Annotated in this window: 15 protein-coding genes and 2 pseudogenes; 10 read left to right on the plus strand and 7 right to left on the minus strand. The window is 52.4% G+C overall.

What is annotated here, in order from left to right; translation table 11 throughout:
* On the minus strand, positions 1-502 hold a 502-nt coding region (locus tag ACQKP4_RS21830; RefSeq protein ID WP_427635677.1), incomplete at its 3' end, for an exodeoxyribonuclease III.
* A gap of 130 nt (positions 503-632) precedes the next feature.
* On the opposite strand from ACQKP4_RS21830, the gene ACQKP4_RS21835 reads away from it, so the two are divergent.
* The 3 genes from ACQKP4_RS21835 (at position 633) to ACQKP4_RS21845 (ending at position 2,032) form a co-directional block, all read left to right on the plus strand.
* Entirely contained in the window at positions 633-1,220 is a 588-nt protein-coding gene (locus ACQKP4_RS21835) for a GNAT family N-acetyltransferase (RefSeq protein ID WP_427635678.1), read from the plus strand.
* 13 nt (positions 1,221-1,233) lie between these two features.
* Positions 1,234-1,635, plus strand: coding sequence for a hypothetical protein (locus tag ACQKP4_RS21840; protein WP_427635679.1), 402 nt, complete (start codon positions 1,234-1,236; stop codon positions 1,633-1,635).
* A gap of 97 nt (positions 1,636-1,732) precedes the next feature.
* On the plus strand, positions 1,733-2,032 hold the full coding sequence (locus ACQKP4_RS21845; protein WP_427635680.1) for a hypothetical protein: 300 nt from the start codon (positions 1,733-1,735) through the stop codon (positions 2,030-2,032).
* A gap of 83 nt (positions 2,033-2,115) precedes the next feature.
* Here ACQKP4_RS21845 and ACQKP4_RS21850 read toward each other — a convergent pair whose 3' ends face one another.
* Positions 2,116-3,687: a sensor domain-containing diguanylate cyclase gene (locus tag ACQKP4_RS21850; RefSeq protein WP_427635681.1), complete on the minus strand. Its 1,572-nt coding sequence runs from the start codon at positions 3,685-3,687 to the stop codon at positions 2,116-2,118.
* A gap of 109 nt (positions 3,688-3,796) precedes the next feature.
* Positions 3,797-5,539 (minus strand): L,D-transpeptidase family protein, encoded by a 1,743-nt coding sequence (locus ACQKP4_RS21855; RefSeq protein WP_427635682.1) that lies wholly within the window; start codon positions 5,537-5,539, stop codon positions 3,797-3,799.
* Positions 5,540-5,620: 81 nt separating this feature from the next.
* Between ACQKP4_RS21855 and ACQKP4_RS21860 the strand changes: the two genes are divergently transcribed.
* Positions 5,621-6,325 carry a murein L,D-transpeptidase catalytic domain family protein gene (locus ACQKP4_RS21860; protein WP_427635683.1) on the plus strand — a complete coding sequence of 235 codons (705 nt, stop codon included), beginning with the start codon at positions 5,621-5,623 and terminating at the stop codon, positions 6,323-6,325.
* 134 nt (positions 6,326-6,459) lie between these two features.
* Here the strand turns inward: ACQKP4_RS21860 and ACQKP4_RS21865 are convergent, their stop codons facing one another.
* Both ACQKP4_RS21865 and ACQKP4_RS21870 read right to left on the minus strand, forming a co-directional pair.
* Entirely contained in the window at positions 6,460-6,669 is a 210-nt protein-coding gene (locus ACQKP4_RS21865) for a hypothetical protein (protein WP_427635684.1), read from the minus strand.
* A gap of 307 nt (positions 6,670-6,976) precedes the next feature.
* Positions 6,977-7,162, minus strand: a complete 186-nt coding sequence (locus ACQKP4_RS21870) for a hypothetical protein (protein WP_427635685.1) — start codon at positions 7,160-7,162, stop codon at positions 6,977-6,979.
* An 877-nt stretch (positions 7,163-8,039) separates the two neighbouring features.
* On the opposite strand from ACQKP4_RS21870, the gene ACQKP4_RS21875 reads away from it, so the two are divergent.
* Together ACQKP4_RS21875 and ACQKP4_RS21880 are read left to right on the plus strand one after the other, a co-directional pair.
* Complete coding sequence (locus tag ACQKP4_RS21875) at positions 8,040-8,492, plus strand: hypothetical protein (RefSeq protein ID WP_427635686.1); 453 nt, start codon at positions 8,040-8,042, stop codon at positions 8,490-8,492.
* 306 nt (positions 8,493-8,798) lie between these two features.
* Positions 8,799-9,086 carry a hypothetical protein gene (locus tag ACQKP4_RS21880; RefSeq protein ID WP_427635687.1) on the plus strand — a complete coding sequence of 96 codons (288 nt, stop codon included), beginning with the start codon at positions 8,799-8,801 and terminating at the stop codon, positions 9,084-9,086.
* Positions 9,087-9,534: 448 nt separating this feature from the next.
* Here the strand turns inward: ACQKP4_RS21880 and ACQKP4_RS21885 are convergent.
* Positions 9,535-9,705, minus strand: a pseudogene (locus ACQKP4_RS21885) (DUF4113 domain-containing protein); the annotation flags it as partial.
* Positions 9,693-10,057: pseudogene (locus tag ACQKP4_RS21890) on the minus strand (site-specific integrase); the annotation flags it as partial. The pseudogenes ACQKP4_RS21890 and ACQKP4_RS21885, both read right to left, overlap by 13 nt.
* Positions 10,058-10,393: 336 nt before the next feature.
* On the opposite strand from ACQKP4_RS21890, the gene ACQKP4_RS21895 reads away from it, so the two are divergent.
* The 4 genes from ACQKP4_RS21895 to ACQKP4_RS21910 all read left to right on the plus strand — a co-directional run bounded on the left by ACQKP4_RS21895 (position 10,394) and on the right by ACQKP4_RS21910 (position 14,826).
* Positions 10,394-10,609 (plus strand): hypothetical protein, encoded by a 216-nt coding sequence (locus ACQKP4_RS21895; RefSeq protein ID WP_427635705.1) that lies wholly within the window; start codon positions 10,394-10,396, stop codon positions 10,607-10,609.
* Positions 10,610-10,883: 274 nt separating this feature from the next.
* Entirely contained in the window at positions 10,884-12,284 is a 1,401-nt protein-coding gene (locus ACQKP4_RS21900) for an ATP-binding protein (RefSeq protein WP_427635688.1), read from the plus strand.
* 59 nt (positions 12,285-12,343) lie between these two features.
* The gene (locus ACQKP4_RS21905; protein WP_427635689.1) at positions 12,344-14,002 is read left to right on the plus strand and encodes an ATP-dependent nuclease; all 1,659 of its coding nucleotides are present in this window, start codon (positions 12,344-12,346) and stop codon (positions 14,000-14,002) included.
* 308 nt (positions 14,003-14,310) lie between these two features.
* Positions 14,311-14,826, plus strand: a complete 516-nt coding sequence (locus tag ACQKP4_RS21910; protein WP_427635690.1) for a hypothetical protein — start codon at positions 14,311-14,313, stop codon at positions 14,824-14,826.
* Positions 14,827-15,037: the final 211 nt, after the last annotated feature.

Here is a 15,037-nt window from a genome sequence, read left to right on the forward strand (position 1 = left end):
TGAGCCAGGAGCGCGTGTTGTAAATATCGAGATCGGTGGGCACCACGTTGTAGTCGCCCGCCAGCACCACCGGGTGTTCGCTGCGCTGCAAATCCTTGGCATAGGCAATCAGCCGCTCGAACCACGCCAGTTTGTAGTCAAATTTCGGCCCCGGCTGCGGATTGCCATTGGGCAAATACAGACACCCCACCAGAATCCCGTGCACCGCCGCTTCGAGATACCGACTATGGGTATCACTGTCGTCGCCCGGCAAACCGCGACGACTTTCCAGCGGCTGCGCATCCCGCGCCAGAATGGCCACGCCGTTCCACGATGACTGCCCTTGCCAGATCGCACCGTAACCGGCGGCCTCAAGTTCGGCGGCGGGAAACGCGCTGTCCACCGATTTGAGTTCCTGCAAACAGGCGATGTCCGGTTTCTCTCGCTCGAGCCATGCCAGTACATTCGGCAAGCGAGCGCGCATACCGTTGACATTGAAGGTGGCAATTCGCAAATTCTTCATCAGTCGAGCGCCCTGGCAGCGAGGTGTTGAGTGTGTGACACCTGCACATTTCGGTGGTTGCACTGCGTCAGCAAAGTGCGGCGTAATACCCCCCCGATCCAACCGACTGCCCGCCGAGATCATCCACGCCATGCACACTCTTCTGGAAGGTGACGGAATCACCCTGCGGCCGCTGCAATATGCCGATGCCGACGCCTTGGTCCACGCCGCCGAAGATGGCGAATTGTGGAACCTGACCGTCACCGTCGTGCCCTCCCCGACCACGGTCGACAGCTATCTGAAAAAAGCCCTCGACGGCCGCGATGCCGGAACGGTTCTGCCGTTTGCCATCGTGCTCAAAGAGACCGGTGAAATCATCGGCTCCACGCGCTTCTGGAAGATCGATCGCCTCAACCGCAAACTGGAAATCGGCAGCAGCTGGATCTGCGCGCGCTGGCAAAAAACCTTCGTCAACACCGAAGCCAAATACCTGATGCTGCGATACGCCTTCGACGAGCTGCACTGCGTGCGGGTGCAATTCACCACCGACGAAAACAACCAGACGTCGCGCAACGCGATTCTGCGGCTCGGCGCACAACAGGAAGGCATCGTGCGCCATGAACGGATCATGCCGGACGGGCGCAAGCGCAACTCGGTACGGTTCAGCATCATTGATGAAGAGTGGCCGCAGGTTCGGCAGGGCCTGGAAAAGAAACTGGCCGAATACAGGCCCCGCTAAGGACTGCAACGACATGGACGACCTCATTACTCAACTGGGTCATTGGTTTGGCGAAGTGTATGGATCGGGCAGGCACAAAACGACGCTCGCGCTGCAACTGGTCGGTGTTGCCATGGTAATCACGGGCGCCCTCGAAGCCCGTGATTACGCTAAACGCAGCAAACGGTTGAAAGAGGATCAGGCTAAAACGCTGGAGAACGCCTCACTGTCGATGACCCTGCTGTCCGATGAAAACGGCACCCCTGTCAAATACGTTGCAACAGTGACGGGTGGCGACGCGCGCTACCAACTCAACATCATGAAAACGACCGGCGCCGCTCACGAAACAACGGCCAGCGAGCATTTTCAATCACTGGCTGACGTAGAGGCTTATCTAAAACAAAACACCCAGTTTCTGCTGACTGATTTCAAATAACGCCTCGCTTTCGACCATTCGTCATCCAACTGGCACCATCCGCCCCGCCCCCCACACCAACATCAGGTAACGACTCACTTTTGGGAGACGCATCCTGATGAACACCAAAATCACTTCGTTGTTTCTGGCGGCGTTGCTATCCGCCGCTTCCGTGGCCACGTTCGCGGCCTCCGGTGATGGCGCCGATGCGACCGGTACCAAATCCGGAGCGACCAGCGGCTCGACCATGCCGCCCGACAACACCCCTGGCGCGCCCTCGGGTGGCAGCAGTTCGGGCGGTTCAGGTTCCGGCACCGGCACCAACGGCGGTGCCAGTGGTTCGGGTTCCGGCGCTGGCGGCGGCACCGGTTCTGCGGGCGGCGGAACGGGCGGAGCCGGCGGCGGCACAGGCGGCTGAACGCAGAAAAGCGGCCGATGACGGGAAATCGTCGGCCGCTGAGCGCCTGGGCGTCAGCGGATAACTACTCTGTGCAAAACGCCTCAGCGGTCCGAACGCATCAGCGCCTCGACACCGCCCTCCAGGGACAATACCGCCGAGCGATTGCGCCCCGAATGTTTAGCTTGATACAACGCGGCATCGGCGCGCTGGATGAATACTTCGATGCTGTCGCGGCCCGTCGGCACAAACGCGTAACAGCCCAGGCTGACCGTGACGTAACCGGTGGGCGAACCGCTGTGGGTGATGTTCTTGCCCATGACGCTGCGACGGATTTGCTCGGCTATGGCCAGTGCACCGTGGATGTCGGTGTCGGGCAATAACACCGCGAACTCTTCGCCACCGTAGCGAACGGCCAGGTCGGCCTTGCGATGACAACAACTCTTCAGCGCCCGAGCCACCTCGGCCAGGCAGTGATCGCCCGCCACATGGCCGTAAGCGTCGTTGTAACGTTTGAAGAAATCGATATCGAGCATGATCAGGCTCAAATACGTCGATTGGCGAGCACCGCGCCCAAACTCGATATCCAGCGCCCGCTCGAACAGGCGACGGTTCGCCAGACCGGTCAGGCTGTCGTGGGTCGCGATCAGCTCGAGCGCTTCCTGAGCCTTGCGCAAATCAGCCTCGATCCGCCCGCCGTCACGTACTTGATGGATGAACACCCAACCAAACAATCCGATGCCCAGCACCACAAGTGCCACGATCACGCTGGATTGGAAGGCGGTGTCGTACCACTCCTTGAGAATCGCATCCCGGGAAGATGCGGCGTACACTACCAGCGGATAGCCCTCCAGTTGCCTGTAGCCATACAACCGGACCACGCCATCCACCAGCGAGCGCGACATCGCAGTGCCGGTGGGCGCTTTGGGCAAGAGTTTCTGAAAAATCTCGCCCTTGGCCATAGACGTGCCGATCAGCGATTCCACGAACGGCCGTCGCGCCAGTAACGTGCCATCGGTCAACCCCAAAAACATCGAGCCTTGATCATCAATGCTGAAGCTTTTGAAGAACTGATCGAAGTAGGACATTTTGATCCCGGCCAGCAACACGCCCTGGAAATTGCCGTCCTTGTCATTGATTCGCTTGGTCACCGGAATGATCCATTCGCCATTCTGCCGACTGCGGATCGCCGGACCGATGTGCGCGACGGAAGACACATTCTGCTGGTGAAACTTGAAATACTCCCGATCTGCCGTGCCCGAGCCTCGTGGCAAGTCCACGAACGAGGTCACGATCCACTGGCCCTGCTTGTCGAATAGAAAAATTCCGTGCAATTGGCTCAGCGCCAACACCCTTCGCGAGAAGGTTTTCTGCAAGCGTTGCTGCTGATCCGGGCCATAGCCGTCCGCCTGAATCCAGTCCGCCAGGCTGGTCAGCACCAGATCGGCTTTCATGAACGTGTCTTCGGCCTGCTGCGCCATCGCCCTCGTCAGGTTTGAGGACGCGACTCGCGCTTCTTCCAGATCGTGGCGACGCGACTGTTCGAGCTGCAAATAGAGCAAACCACAGAGACACAGGCACACCGTGGCAATAAACAGCACCGTCGCCTTGAGCAACGGTAATCGTTTCAAAGCGCCGCCGGGGGCATGGTGCGGGTCGTGAAGAGGGATAGGCAAAAAGCTCGTCCTGTAAGGGCAGGCGTGGGCGAATGCCCATAAACCCTTATTTTTTGTGAGCTTAGTCTACGGGCGTGCCCAGCGGCAATCGTCCTTTTGAGGCCGACGCCTATTGCTGACCCGCACCGACCGCCATTGTCGAGGCGTGTAAATCCAGCACCGGCGCTGGCGAAGGTCGATTCAACGCGCGCAACACCGGAGCGTCGTAGTCATACACGTCCGGTTTAAACGCCACACGCCCATCGCTGCCCAAATCCACCGTCCAGTACGCCAACAATACCGGCACTTTCACCGGCAACCGAATGTTCTCGGTCCTGCCGTTGGCCAGCTGCTTTTGAATGCCGGCGCTGTTCCATTTGATCGGGTCGTTGAACAGCAGCTCCACCAGTTGCAGCGGATTTTCTACCCGAATGCAACCGGAACTGGTTGCCCGCACGGTCTTGGCGAACAACTCGCGGTGGGGCGTGTCATGGAGGTAAATCGCGTAGTCGTTGGGAAAGCGGATCACCACCTGCCCCAGCGAACTTTCCGGCCCTGCATCCTGACGCAGGCTGATGCCGCGCGGGTTGCTCCAGTCCACAGTCGAGGGATCGAGCGTATTGCCTTCGCGGTCAATGACGCGGATGCGGTTGGCCGCCAGGTACCCGGGATTGGCATGAATCTTCGGCAGCACGTCCTCCTTGAGGATCGTCGGTGGCACGGTCCAGGTCGGGTTAAACGTGATGTAGGTAATCTGCGCCTGGAAGATCGGCGTATTGCGAGCCGTCTTGCCCACTTGCACCCGGGAGCGCCAGATCGGCTGACCATCGCGGTACATCGCCACCTTATAGCCGGCAATGTCGACAATAACGAAAGTGCCTTGCAGCTTATAAAGCAGCCAACGGGCCCGCTCCATATTGACCCGCACCTGGTCGATGCGCGCGTCGACGGGCACATTCAACGCCGCCAAGGTGGTTGCCCCGGCCATGCCATCCGCATTCAGGTATTGCTCGTCCTGATACTTCTTCACCGCAGCAGTGAGCGCACCGTCGTACTTGGTGCCATGGATCAATCGCGGATCGAGGAAACCTGCCGCAACCATCCTCGCGCGCAGCTGCGCGACAGCCGGCTCGTCCATGCCAGGCTTGAGCGAGTGGTCTACCACCACTTTCGGCCAACCGCCCCGATCACGAATGCCGCGCAGTTGCGCCAACGCCTGGCGCAAGCCTACGTACACCGCCTCTTGCGGCGGCGCCTGAGCAAAGGCGCTGGCCACGTCGTGATTGTCGAGTGCAGCGAAGAAGGCATTGACGTCGTCACGGGGATCGATCCCATTCGAGTCAAAATTCCAGTGGATGTCGAGACGCGAAGGGTCGACCTTGCCGCGCCGCAATTGCAGCAGCGCCGTGAGAAAGGTGTGCGTGGTGGCGATATCAAACGCTGCCCGTTGCTCGGGCGAGGCGGCCAATGCCTGCATCGAGGGCTGAGTGCGGACGATTTCGTCGATATGGAAGTCCGCCGGGATCAGGCCGTCTATCTGTGTGTCGTTCAAGCTTTGGATCAGCTGGGCGACATCACTTTCATTGCTCCACGCCGCGCGATAGGCGCGGTGGGTATAAAAATCCATGACCAGCCGGCTGACATCTACCCGCTGATGGCGCTTTGCCGTGAGCAGCGGCGGAAATGCGGTTTTCAGAGGGGCAAAGCTGGCCTGAATCGCCTGAGCGACGTTGTCGTCCGCCGCAGCGTCCATACCGATGCTCGGCGCAATTACCGGCTCAATCGACGAAGTTTCGCCGACTGCTGCACCGCTGATCAGAAAGCCTATAAAAAGCAGGCGACTTATGACGAATAACCTTGTGAGTTGCACCATGAATAACCCTTAATCTCCCGCATTCAACGGCTAGCTTCCCACGCACTGCTAGACTCGAAATTAACATCATGAGACATCTATATGGCGCTACTACGTTTTGGCATTTCGATAACGGCCCTGTTACTGACTGCAATGTCCGTACCGTCAGCCTACGCCGATTCGCTCGCCGCCGCCCTCGTCAAAGCAGCGCCGGGTGCTAACGCCAAAGTCATCAACCTCGCTGTACGCGCGTCACAATGCAGCATCGCTCAAGGCGCCGCGCCTGTCCAAAGACTCGCAGTCATCGACTATTCACTGCCTTCGACCGAACAACGTTTATGGGTGTTCGATTTAAAAAAGCGCAAGTTGCTGTTTCATGAACTGGTCGCCCACGGTCGCAACAGTGGCGAGAACATGGCGGTCAATTTCTCAAATCAGAATGAAAGCTTCGCCACCAGCCTCGGCCTGTATCGCACCCAGCAAAGTTACGTCGGGCAGAACGGATACTCGTTGCGCATGGAAGGACTGGAGCCCGGTTTCAATGACAACGCCCTGGATCGGGCGATCGTGATTCACGGCGCGCCGTATGTCAGCCCGGTACTGGCTCGGGCGAATGGCCGGATTGGCAGAAGCCTTGGTTGCCCTGCGGTAAGACCGGCGATTGCGCATCGGCTGATTGATTCGATGAAGGATGGTCAGTTGTTGTTTTCGTACTATCCGGATCAGCGCTGGTTGAGGTCTTCTTCGTACATCAATTGCGGCAGCGGCACGGTGGCCTCGGCCTCCAAAGGGACCGTGCGCAAGTAGATAGCCTCGTTCATCAATCGGCGGACCGTGCGGAGCAGATAATTGCACACCTGTGCATAACCAAGCGCCGGCAATCTACAGCCTGAAGTTACTGGGCAAGTAGGCCGACGCAATTGTCAGTGTTGCGCGATGCCTCAGTTGTCATGTAACAACCCGGAACTGTATTCGCTGAAACTGTTGCCAATCGCACTCCCCCCAAACTTCAACTGGTTGGGATTGTTTGCGCTGTGACCGTCATAGGATTGACAGTCTTCTGAATAACAACTGCTGGTGCTGACGCCCGAGCAAGCGCTCAACAGCAAAACACCGGCGATCATCACGATTTTGAACAGGTTCGAGATCATTTTTCAGTTTCCTGTGGGCTGGGAGCGCAGCAGTAGCACCTTGAATGATCATCCTAGGCGGGGAGACGGATAAAGATTATGAAACTTCGCCAGCCGACAGTATTGGTTCAGGTAGAACGAGTTTTCGATGAAATAGGCGCTCTACCCCTTGTCTTGCTTGATGCTTCAACGGTCATCCATAGACGGACCCAAGCCCCACAAGCCCAATCCTGATCAAAACTCGCCTGGGCGGCTTCGTTATAATTGAAACCCGCCGAGAGGCGGGTTTTCTAAAATTCCAAAACGATCAAATACAACTTAAGCCCTATCATTGATAACGCTTAACTTGTGCGACCATCGTTTTTATATTTGTTTGCACTTTCGAGATATCGCCTGGAGTCACTAATCCTGCTTTCCCATTTAAGTAATCCAATACTCGCTGCCGTTCAGACGACGGCAGAGCACTGAGTGTGGCGTGAAAAGCCCTCAATTCATCGTCTGAAATCTGAGCCATGTTGTGGCTCCTGTTACGTTGAAAAGAAGCGTCAATATTCCAATCATTCGCTAAAAGGATCTACTGTAATAACTGACAGTTTTTTTTAGGCTTTATGACGATGTTCCTTATTCCTGCTAGTCATCCTTTATCTATACGCGGTGATAGGCGTTCGAGACTTTGGTATTTATGAGGGCCTTTCCTTGAGCAAAAAAAGCAGCTACGGCCGTCGCTGAAGCGGTCATTTTTTGAAAAGCCTCCTCAGCCGTCCTTACCAGGTACTTCAGTAAAGTCGTAGAAACCCTGGAACAGATTCACGTGAATCCGGATACAGGTATTTCGAATATCGGCTAAGCCTCCTCTATGTCATTTTAGGGCGCCCGGCAATCCCAATGATGATGTGTTCATAGCTGCGCTTGCTGGCAGCAATAGACCGATTCTGTTGAAAAAGTCGGCCATGGTTTGCGCATCGGAAAAGTACGCGCCCGAGATTGAAGTCTTTACTTTTGGCAAAGGCTTCCGGACTCGGATTTCACGTAGCAGCGTGCAAAAAGGCGTTTTCATCAGTGAATGATTAGGCAGTTTGGGCAGACCGACTTTTTCAACAGAATCGACCCAAGGCGGACGCTCGAAGCAATTCGACCACCGGTAGGATTTGTATAGGAGGAGCGGAACTCAGTAGCCAAACCCGCTAAACAGGACAATCAGCGTTTCCATGGCTTGCCGTAATCGAGTGATTGTGAAATTAGGACGACGTTCAGCTGATCTGCAGAAACCCTCAATCCGCTTCCGGAACTTTTTCCTCAAATGATGTCAATTTGATAGCGTGCCCTGATGTTTATTGAAACAGGATCACCCAGCGCCAGGCTGTGTCCTGGCAAGCCCAAGGAAGTGTTAAATGAAACTGATTCTTGCAATGTTGTTGATGTTCAGCGGTTACGCGTTTGCCGGTTGCAACAGCATCAATGATCTTGACCAGCGAGCCTATTGCAGTGCCAAGCAGAGTGGTCGCGGCAGCGATTGCAATGGCATCAATAATATGGGCTTGCGTGCGCAGTGCAGCGGAGAGGTAGGAGGTGGTTCTTGCAATGGCATCAATGATATGGACCAGCGAGCCTATTGCGGTGCCAGGCAGAGCGGCCGCGGCAGCGATTGCAATGGCATCAATGATATGGACTTGCGTGCGCAGTGCAGCGGAGAGGTGGGAGGTGGTTCTTGCAATAGCATCAATAATATGGACCGGCGAGCCTATTGCGGTGCTAAGCAGAGCGGCCGCAGCAGCGATTGCAATGGCATCAATGATATGGACTTGCGTGCGCGGTGCAGCGGAGAGGTGGGAGGTGGTTCCTGAAATAGCATCAATGATATAGACCAGCTTGCTAGGAAACCTGACAACTGCCGAAGAAGGTGGCGATATGGTTACTCTTGCTCGCCAGGGTCTTGAAAGCATCAACGGCAACATGGACCAGAAAATTCCTGCAATACAAATCGACACCTTCTGACCTTGATTCAGGCCCTGACCAGCGTTTTCAGGGTGACAACTTTAGGCGGACACCGTGAATTCCCCAATGCAAGCTGGCGAAGGAAAAATTTGCCCTGGTAATATTGGAATGAGAAACCTTCGAATCAAAACCAAACTTTTGCGGCCACCTTCATCATGAAATCGCTGCTTATCATCTTCCCAATCACACTTGTCGTCGTCCTTTACATAGGTTTTTACGAAAAGATGGAGGATGCCTATCCGGAAAAAGTATTCTTCATCAAGAAAAGCCCGACATTTCAGATAAAGTTTGAAAATATTTTCGTTTACGAATCAGATGATAAAAATTTGAGTGAGCTAAGCGAGACGGAGCGGCAGCTGGTCATTCAGTACTGCAAGTATCGGCTAGGCGTAGCTACGACATTGAAAAGCCAAAACGAGCTTGAAAAATGCAAACAGAGGTAAACGTAAATAGCCCCTTTAACTCCGTAGACACATCTGAATTATCGCATCTGACGACTCTTGACCAGTGATGACGAGAAGGAGTCGATCAGAAGCAAAAGCTTGAATACACCTTGAAAGTTAAATGGGGGGCAGCTGTTTTGTCGCAGAATAAACGTTAACCGATCAGCAAGCTCGAATAGCACTCAAAGCGCTAGTCGAAAAATATCTCAAAGAGGTAGTCCCTGATTATGAGCTCTTTATTGAGTTAATTGAAGATCCATCACAAACAGTTCCTATCAGAGGAGTATTGGAAGATATTCGACAATTTGGCAACTCACGATACACGTAGCAAGAATTGCAGCAAATTGGCGACCTCCGCGTTATCGCCAGAGCTAATCCTTTTACTGAATCGCCTCTAGTTCGACAGGTGTCATTGAACGGCTGATTTTGCCCGAAAGCAGACCGTCAACTACCTACAGCTCACCGTCCACAATTGATCCATTCGGGTCGTATAGCTTTGGCTCAACATCTCCCGCCGCATGCCCCAGTCCGGATTTCTCGGCACACTGGCGGCACGAAGCGTACCTTTTCCCCACCTCTCGTTGATGTCGTCAAGTACCGCCATCATCCTTGTCGCCTCGGTTGAACCCCGCCGCCTGCTTTGCTCATACGCCAAAGTGCGTAATCAACCAACTGCTGCTTTCACCTAGGAATCGTGCAACTTTCTAAAGTCTGATTCTGAAATGGCGTTTAGCGTGGCTCGCCTTGTTTTCCCAAGCGGCCGCGCTTTCTCCATTTTCCTCCAGATAGCGAGTGATCATGTCCAGGCTCATCCAGTTCAGCACCGCGCTTCGCGCCCATGCCTGAGCTGCCTGTTTTCGGGCGAAGGTCCGGCGCTCTTGGTAGACTTGCACTCCGTCGCGCTTGATGCGGATCTGAGCGGTGTAGCTCACAGCCCCATCCGCGAGTTTTCTTGCCCTGATAGTCGCCATATTGAAAGTGGTATGCGTCAGTTTGGAAGTGGTACGCCGTACCACCAACATGCAAAAAACGCCCGAAAACGCCCTAAAACATGCTGAAAACACGTAGACCGAAATGCTGCCAAATACGCACTCCAGACCAGCAAACACAAGCCCTGAACTATCCAGACGGTTCAGTGTGGCGCCGATGATGGATTGGGCGTAGCCCTCCTCCAACGCACCAGCCAGCTTGGCTAATCCGCCGTAGTCTCTTCGCTTTGTAGCAATTTCTAAGCAACCCGCGATTCCTGCCTGACAAGGGCACTACCGGTACTATGCTTGTATTTTTTCCCGAAAAAGGTCGACACCATGCCGGGTGATTATTCGCTGTCGGATGTGCTGGAGAGGATGTATGCCAACCAGCTGGCCCTGGAAGCAGCTTTGATGGAACTGACACTTCATGTCGAACAGCAGGGGGCTCCAGAGGCGGGGGAAAATGTCCGTGGGGCACTGCAAACGATTGGAGAAAACGCCGGCTACATCAAACAGGGCCTGGCCAAGCTCAAGGGTTCGAGCGCCGGCTAAGCCTCTTCGATGCCATTTCAGGATCGCAGCCGGTAATCCTAGCGATGGTCAATATTCATTTTAACAACACGTTCCTTCGTTTCATTTAGCCTGAAGCGTGGGGCACCTCGGTTGATCAGACGCGACGTGAAAAGGACAGAGCCTCCGCAAAAAATCGTCCATGCCCATAGGTCTATACTAAGCACTCCATTCGCTGAATTTAGCGAGCTCTCGGTCCTGCGCAATTCTCTCTAGATTAGTTGTATGATCGTTCTTTTTAAGGGTGCACTCCTCTATGGCCATCCCCGTTCGAGCACTAACTGTTGTCCAACACGCCTCTCTACTGAGCGTAGAGGAGAGCCACTTTATCGACCTCAAAAGCGTCGACATAGCACCTGCCAGTCTGACAAAAACCATAGTGGCGTTCTGCAATACTAGCGGTGGTGAGATTTTCCTGGGCGTCGAGGAGGTCGAAGGATTAAATGGAAAGCAACGAACTTGGCGTGGGTTCGCAGATCAAGAGCAGGCCAATGCCTTCTTCCAAGTTTTAGAAGCAATGAGCCCCCTTGGAAATCATTATTCCGCAGAGTTCCTTTTGTCTGATGGAGCGAATGGAATTGTTTTGCACCTTACACTATTCAAAACACAAGAGATTCTTTGTGCATCCAACGGCAAGGTTTATGTCCGTAGGAGCTCACAAAACCTACCAGTGGACGGGGACGCTTCGATAGAACGTCTTAAATATGATAAAGGTATAAAATCCTTTGAAGATGAATTGACGAATGCAAAAATTGAAGAAGTAAGTAACTCGCTTGCAATTTTAGAATTTTTAATAAATGTATTACCATCCTCCGAGCCTGAAGAATGGCTCACCAAACAACGTGTCGCTGAAGAAAAAAGACCCTCGGTAGCCGCAATTCTACTCTATTCTGATTTACCGCAAGCCATACTTCCAAAGCGCTCAGCAGTAAAAATCCTTCGTTATCAGACTAAAGATGGTGGAGAGAGGGACTTTCTAGCTTTTGATCCAATGACAGTAGAAGGGCCTTTATACGATTTAATTTATGATTCCGTTGATACATGCAAAAAGCTTGTAGAAGGAATCAAAAAATTGGGACCAGAGGGCTTGGAGCAAATTGAGTACCCTGACGAGGCTCTTCATGAAGTTTTGACCAATGCAGTATTACATCGAGACTACAGCATTGCGTCAGACGTACAGGTTAGAATATTTGATAATCGTATTGAAATCGAAAGCCCTGGCAGGCTTCCCGGGCACGTTACTGTAGACACTGCAACCAAAACCCAATTTGCAAGAAATCCAAAAATTGTCCGCTTAATAAATAAATTCAAAAACCCACCAAACAAAGACGTGGGCGAAGGATTACGAACAACCTTCGAGGCAATGAACAAACTTCGCCTTAAGAAACCAATCATCCAAGAAAAAGAGAACTCCGTACTCGTAACGTTACGACATGAAAGTCTTGGCTCACCCGAGCAGCTAGTTATGGAGTATCTGGAAAAAAACCCTGAAATCAGTAATGGAATAGGTCGTGATATCACGGGAATCAAATCCGAAAACACTATGAAAGAAGTATTCTATAGACTTCGAGATAGGGATCAATTGGAGCAGGTACCCGGACGCGCGGGTAATAAAGCAGCTTGGCAGAAAAAACTTCCGGTGCACCCTGATAAGTGAATGGGTAGTCCATTACCGGGATTGCAGGTACAAGTGCGATAGCGCCAGGAGGGCACCACATGACTATAGACACAGGCTTTCATCTTAAAAACTACAAAAGTTTCGGCCCTACCGGCGCTGGCTTTACCACTATAAAACCAATCAACGTTATAGTCGGTCGAAACAATATCGGAAAGTCAGCACTGCTACACGCACTGGATTTCTTGTGCAAAGACCGCACTGACTATGTTGACATCGCTTCATCAGTTGAAATGACGCAACCGTTAGATGACAAATCATTAATGCAAGTATTTCAACCAAACACATCCAGAGGTGAATTGGGCGGCGACCACTGGGAAGACCATGGAGCAAAGTTTGTTGGTGCCTCTTTCACATGGAAAGAAATAGCCGAAAAAACATGGGAATTTGTAGCCACAAATGCAACAGGCTCACAAATAGAACTGCGATACATATCTGGCATACGCCCTACTTCAGCATTACGCTCCCTCAAGCATATAAAGCTCGATGCAGACCGAGATATAAGCCCTGAGAGCATAGACGATAGCGTGTCGCTTTCAAGCGGCGGCATAGGTGCAACGAAAATTATCCATAAATACCTCCAACACGTAGGGTTCGAAAGATCTTTGATCCAGAACACCTTTCTCACAGCTCTTAATAAAATTTTCTCCCCTGATATTGTATTCAATGAAATAACTACACGCTTCCATTCGAACTCAAACCAGTGGGAGATATTCTTAGGCGAAGTTAGCAAAGGCCCGATTGCTTTATCTGCATCAGGAAGCGGTCTTAAAACGGTAATACTTACTTTGCTTAACCTATTAATACGCCCAAACTTTGAAAATAGGCCAGTAGAACATTACATATTTTCATTAGAAGAGCTTGAAAACAACCTTCACCCCGCCCTACAGAGAAACCTGTTCATTTACCTAGAGGAATTCGCACTCGTAAATAACTGTCATATTTTTCTTACGACACATTCAAATGTTGCAATCGATATTTTTGGACACTCAGAACACTCACAGATTCTACATGTAACGCGAGGCGAAGACGGTGTTATAGGTAATACCTATACAGGAGATGCTGTCGGCCACGGAGTATTAGATGATCTTGGGGTGCGAGCGAGCGATTTACTACAAGCAAACGGATTAATCTGGGTAGAAGGCCCATCAGACCGTGTATTTCTAAAAAAATGGATCGACTTATGGAGTAATGACGAACTCAGCGAAGGGCGGCATTATCAGTTTGTATTTTACGGAGGAAGCGTGCTTGCGAACATTGACGCTCGATTAGCAGATAGTGAAACGAGAGAAGCCGTAAATGCCTTTAGAATAAATCGAAACTTCGCATTCGTTTGCGATAGTGATCGAAAAAATTCGAGCGGATCTCTAAAACCGCGTGTAGCCCAGCTTATTAGAGAAGTGGCCGATACGCGAGCAATTGTTTGGGTTACTCGTTGCAAGGAAATTGAGAACTACATACCTAAGGAAGCTTTCGAAGAGGCACACGGCAAAACTGCGCTTTCACAGATAGGGGAATATGAAGCGATCCAAGACTATCTCAGGACCAATAAGATATCGAGCGCGAAAGACTACACCAACAAACATAGCAAAGCTTTTGCATACGCAGAGTATCTGACCAAAGAAAACCTGTCATTTCGCCCAGAACTGGAAGAGCAGGTGACTGCGCTTGTAAAAAAAATACGCGCATGGAATAGCTGAAGACGCGTATACAGTCAACATCTTCCCAAGCTGAAAACGAGGGTTCGATTCCCTTCACCCGCTCCACTGTTTTCAAGGCCTCCAGCCTACCCCACGTCAACAAGGTGTCTGTTAAGGTGTCTGTTTCTGTTTTTCGCAGACGCCAGAGTTTTGAACAGACACCAGGCCGCACACGCACAGTCCTCCGAATCATCGCCGCGTCTTGTCGGCTGATCAGCACAATATTCACTGCATACCCGGAGCTAACAAATCAGCGAAGATGGTAGTCTCAGCTCCCAAACGTGAACTGACGAACACCGGAGGTTTGTATGCAGAAGGCTGTCAACTTAAGAAACCCTTTCCGTCCAGGAACAACCGAAAGCCAGTGGGTAATATTCCAGCGAGACGAGGGCGTGTCGATTGACCAGATCGTTAAAAACGTTGACAGGCTGACAGGAGGCTATGGCACCAATGGACGCCATACCCGACTAATCATTGAATACCAGTTGGGTCTTCAGCCGCTCGAAAGCATTGAGCATTTGTTGACACCTCATCCGCCTTCAAAGATTGAACTTATCCAATCACTGGGCGAGGACGGCTACCTCTGTCTCACTTCGGGCACTGAAGAAGAGACCTTCCATGTTCTGCTGCGGACACCTGGGCTCAGTGAAGAACAAGCCCGCGCCCTGATTAATGATCACCAACAAGACATTTGTTTTCTCGCGTTCAAGAACGCGCACGAGGGATACCCCTTCGGTTATTCACTACCTGGTGATCCACCTCATACGAACCGCGCCGCGCTGGCCGGTATCAGCTTCGCAGATGTAAGACACCTCATTCCATAACGGTTGAAAGCCTGCCCACCACACGCCGATTGTGCTGGAGTACTACCGAGTAAAAGCCCTACAGCCCCGTGTTTAAAGGGATGTAGGGCTCATTTGACATCTGGCGCTATTTGTTCGTTTGGCATTAAGTGGCATTGATTGGCGTACGACTTGCCCCATTTTTGCCCCATTCGAAAACAGAGTGCCATTCCTTGCCGAACTCCTCGCCCCT

Origin of the sequence: Pseudomonas sp. NPDC086278, assembly GCF_050280905.1 — a bacterium.
Lineage (GTDB): Bacteria > Pseudomonadota > Gammaproteobacteria > Pseudomonadales > Pseudomonadaceae > Aquipseudomonas.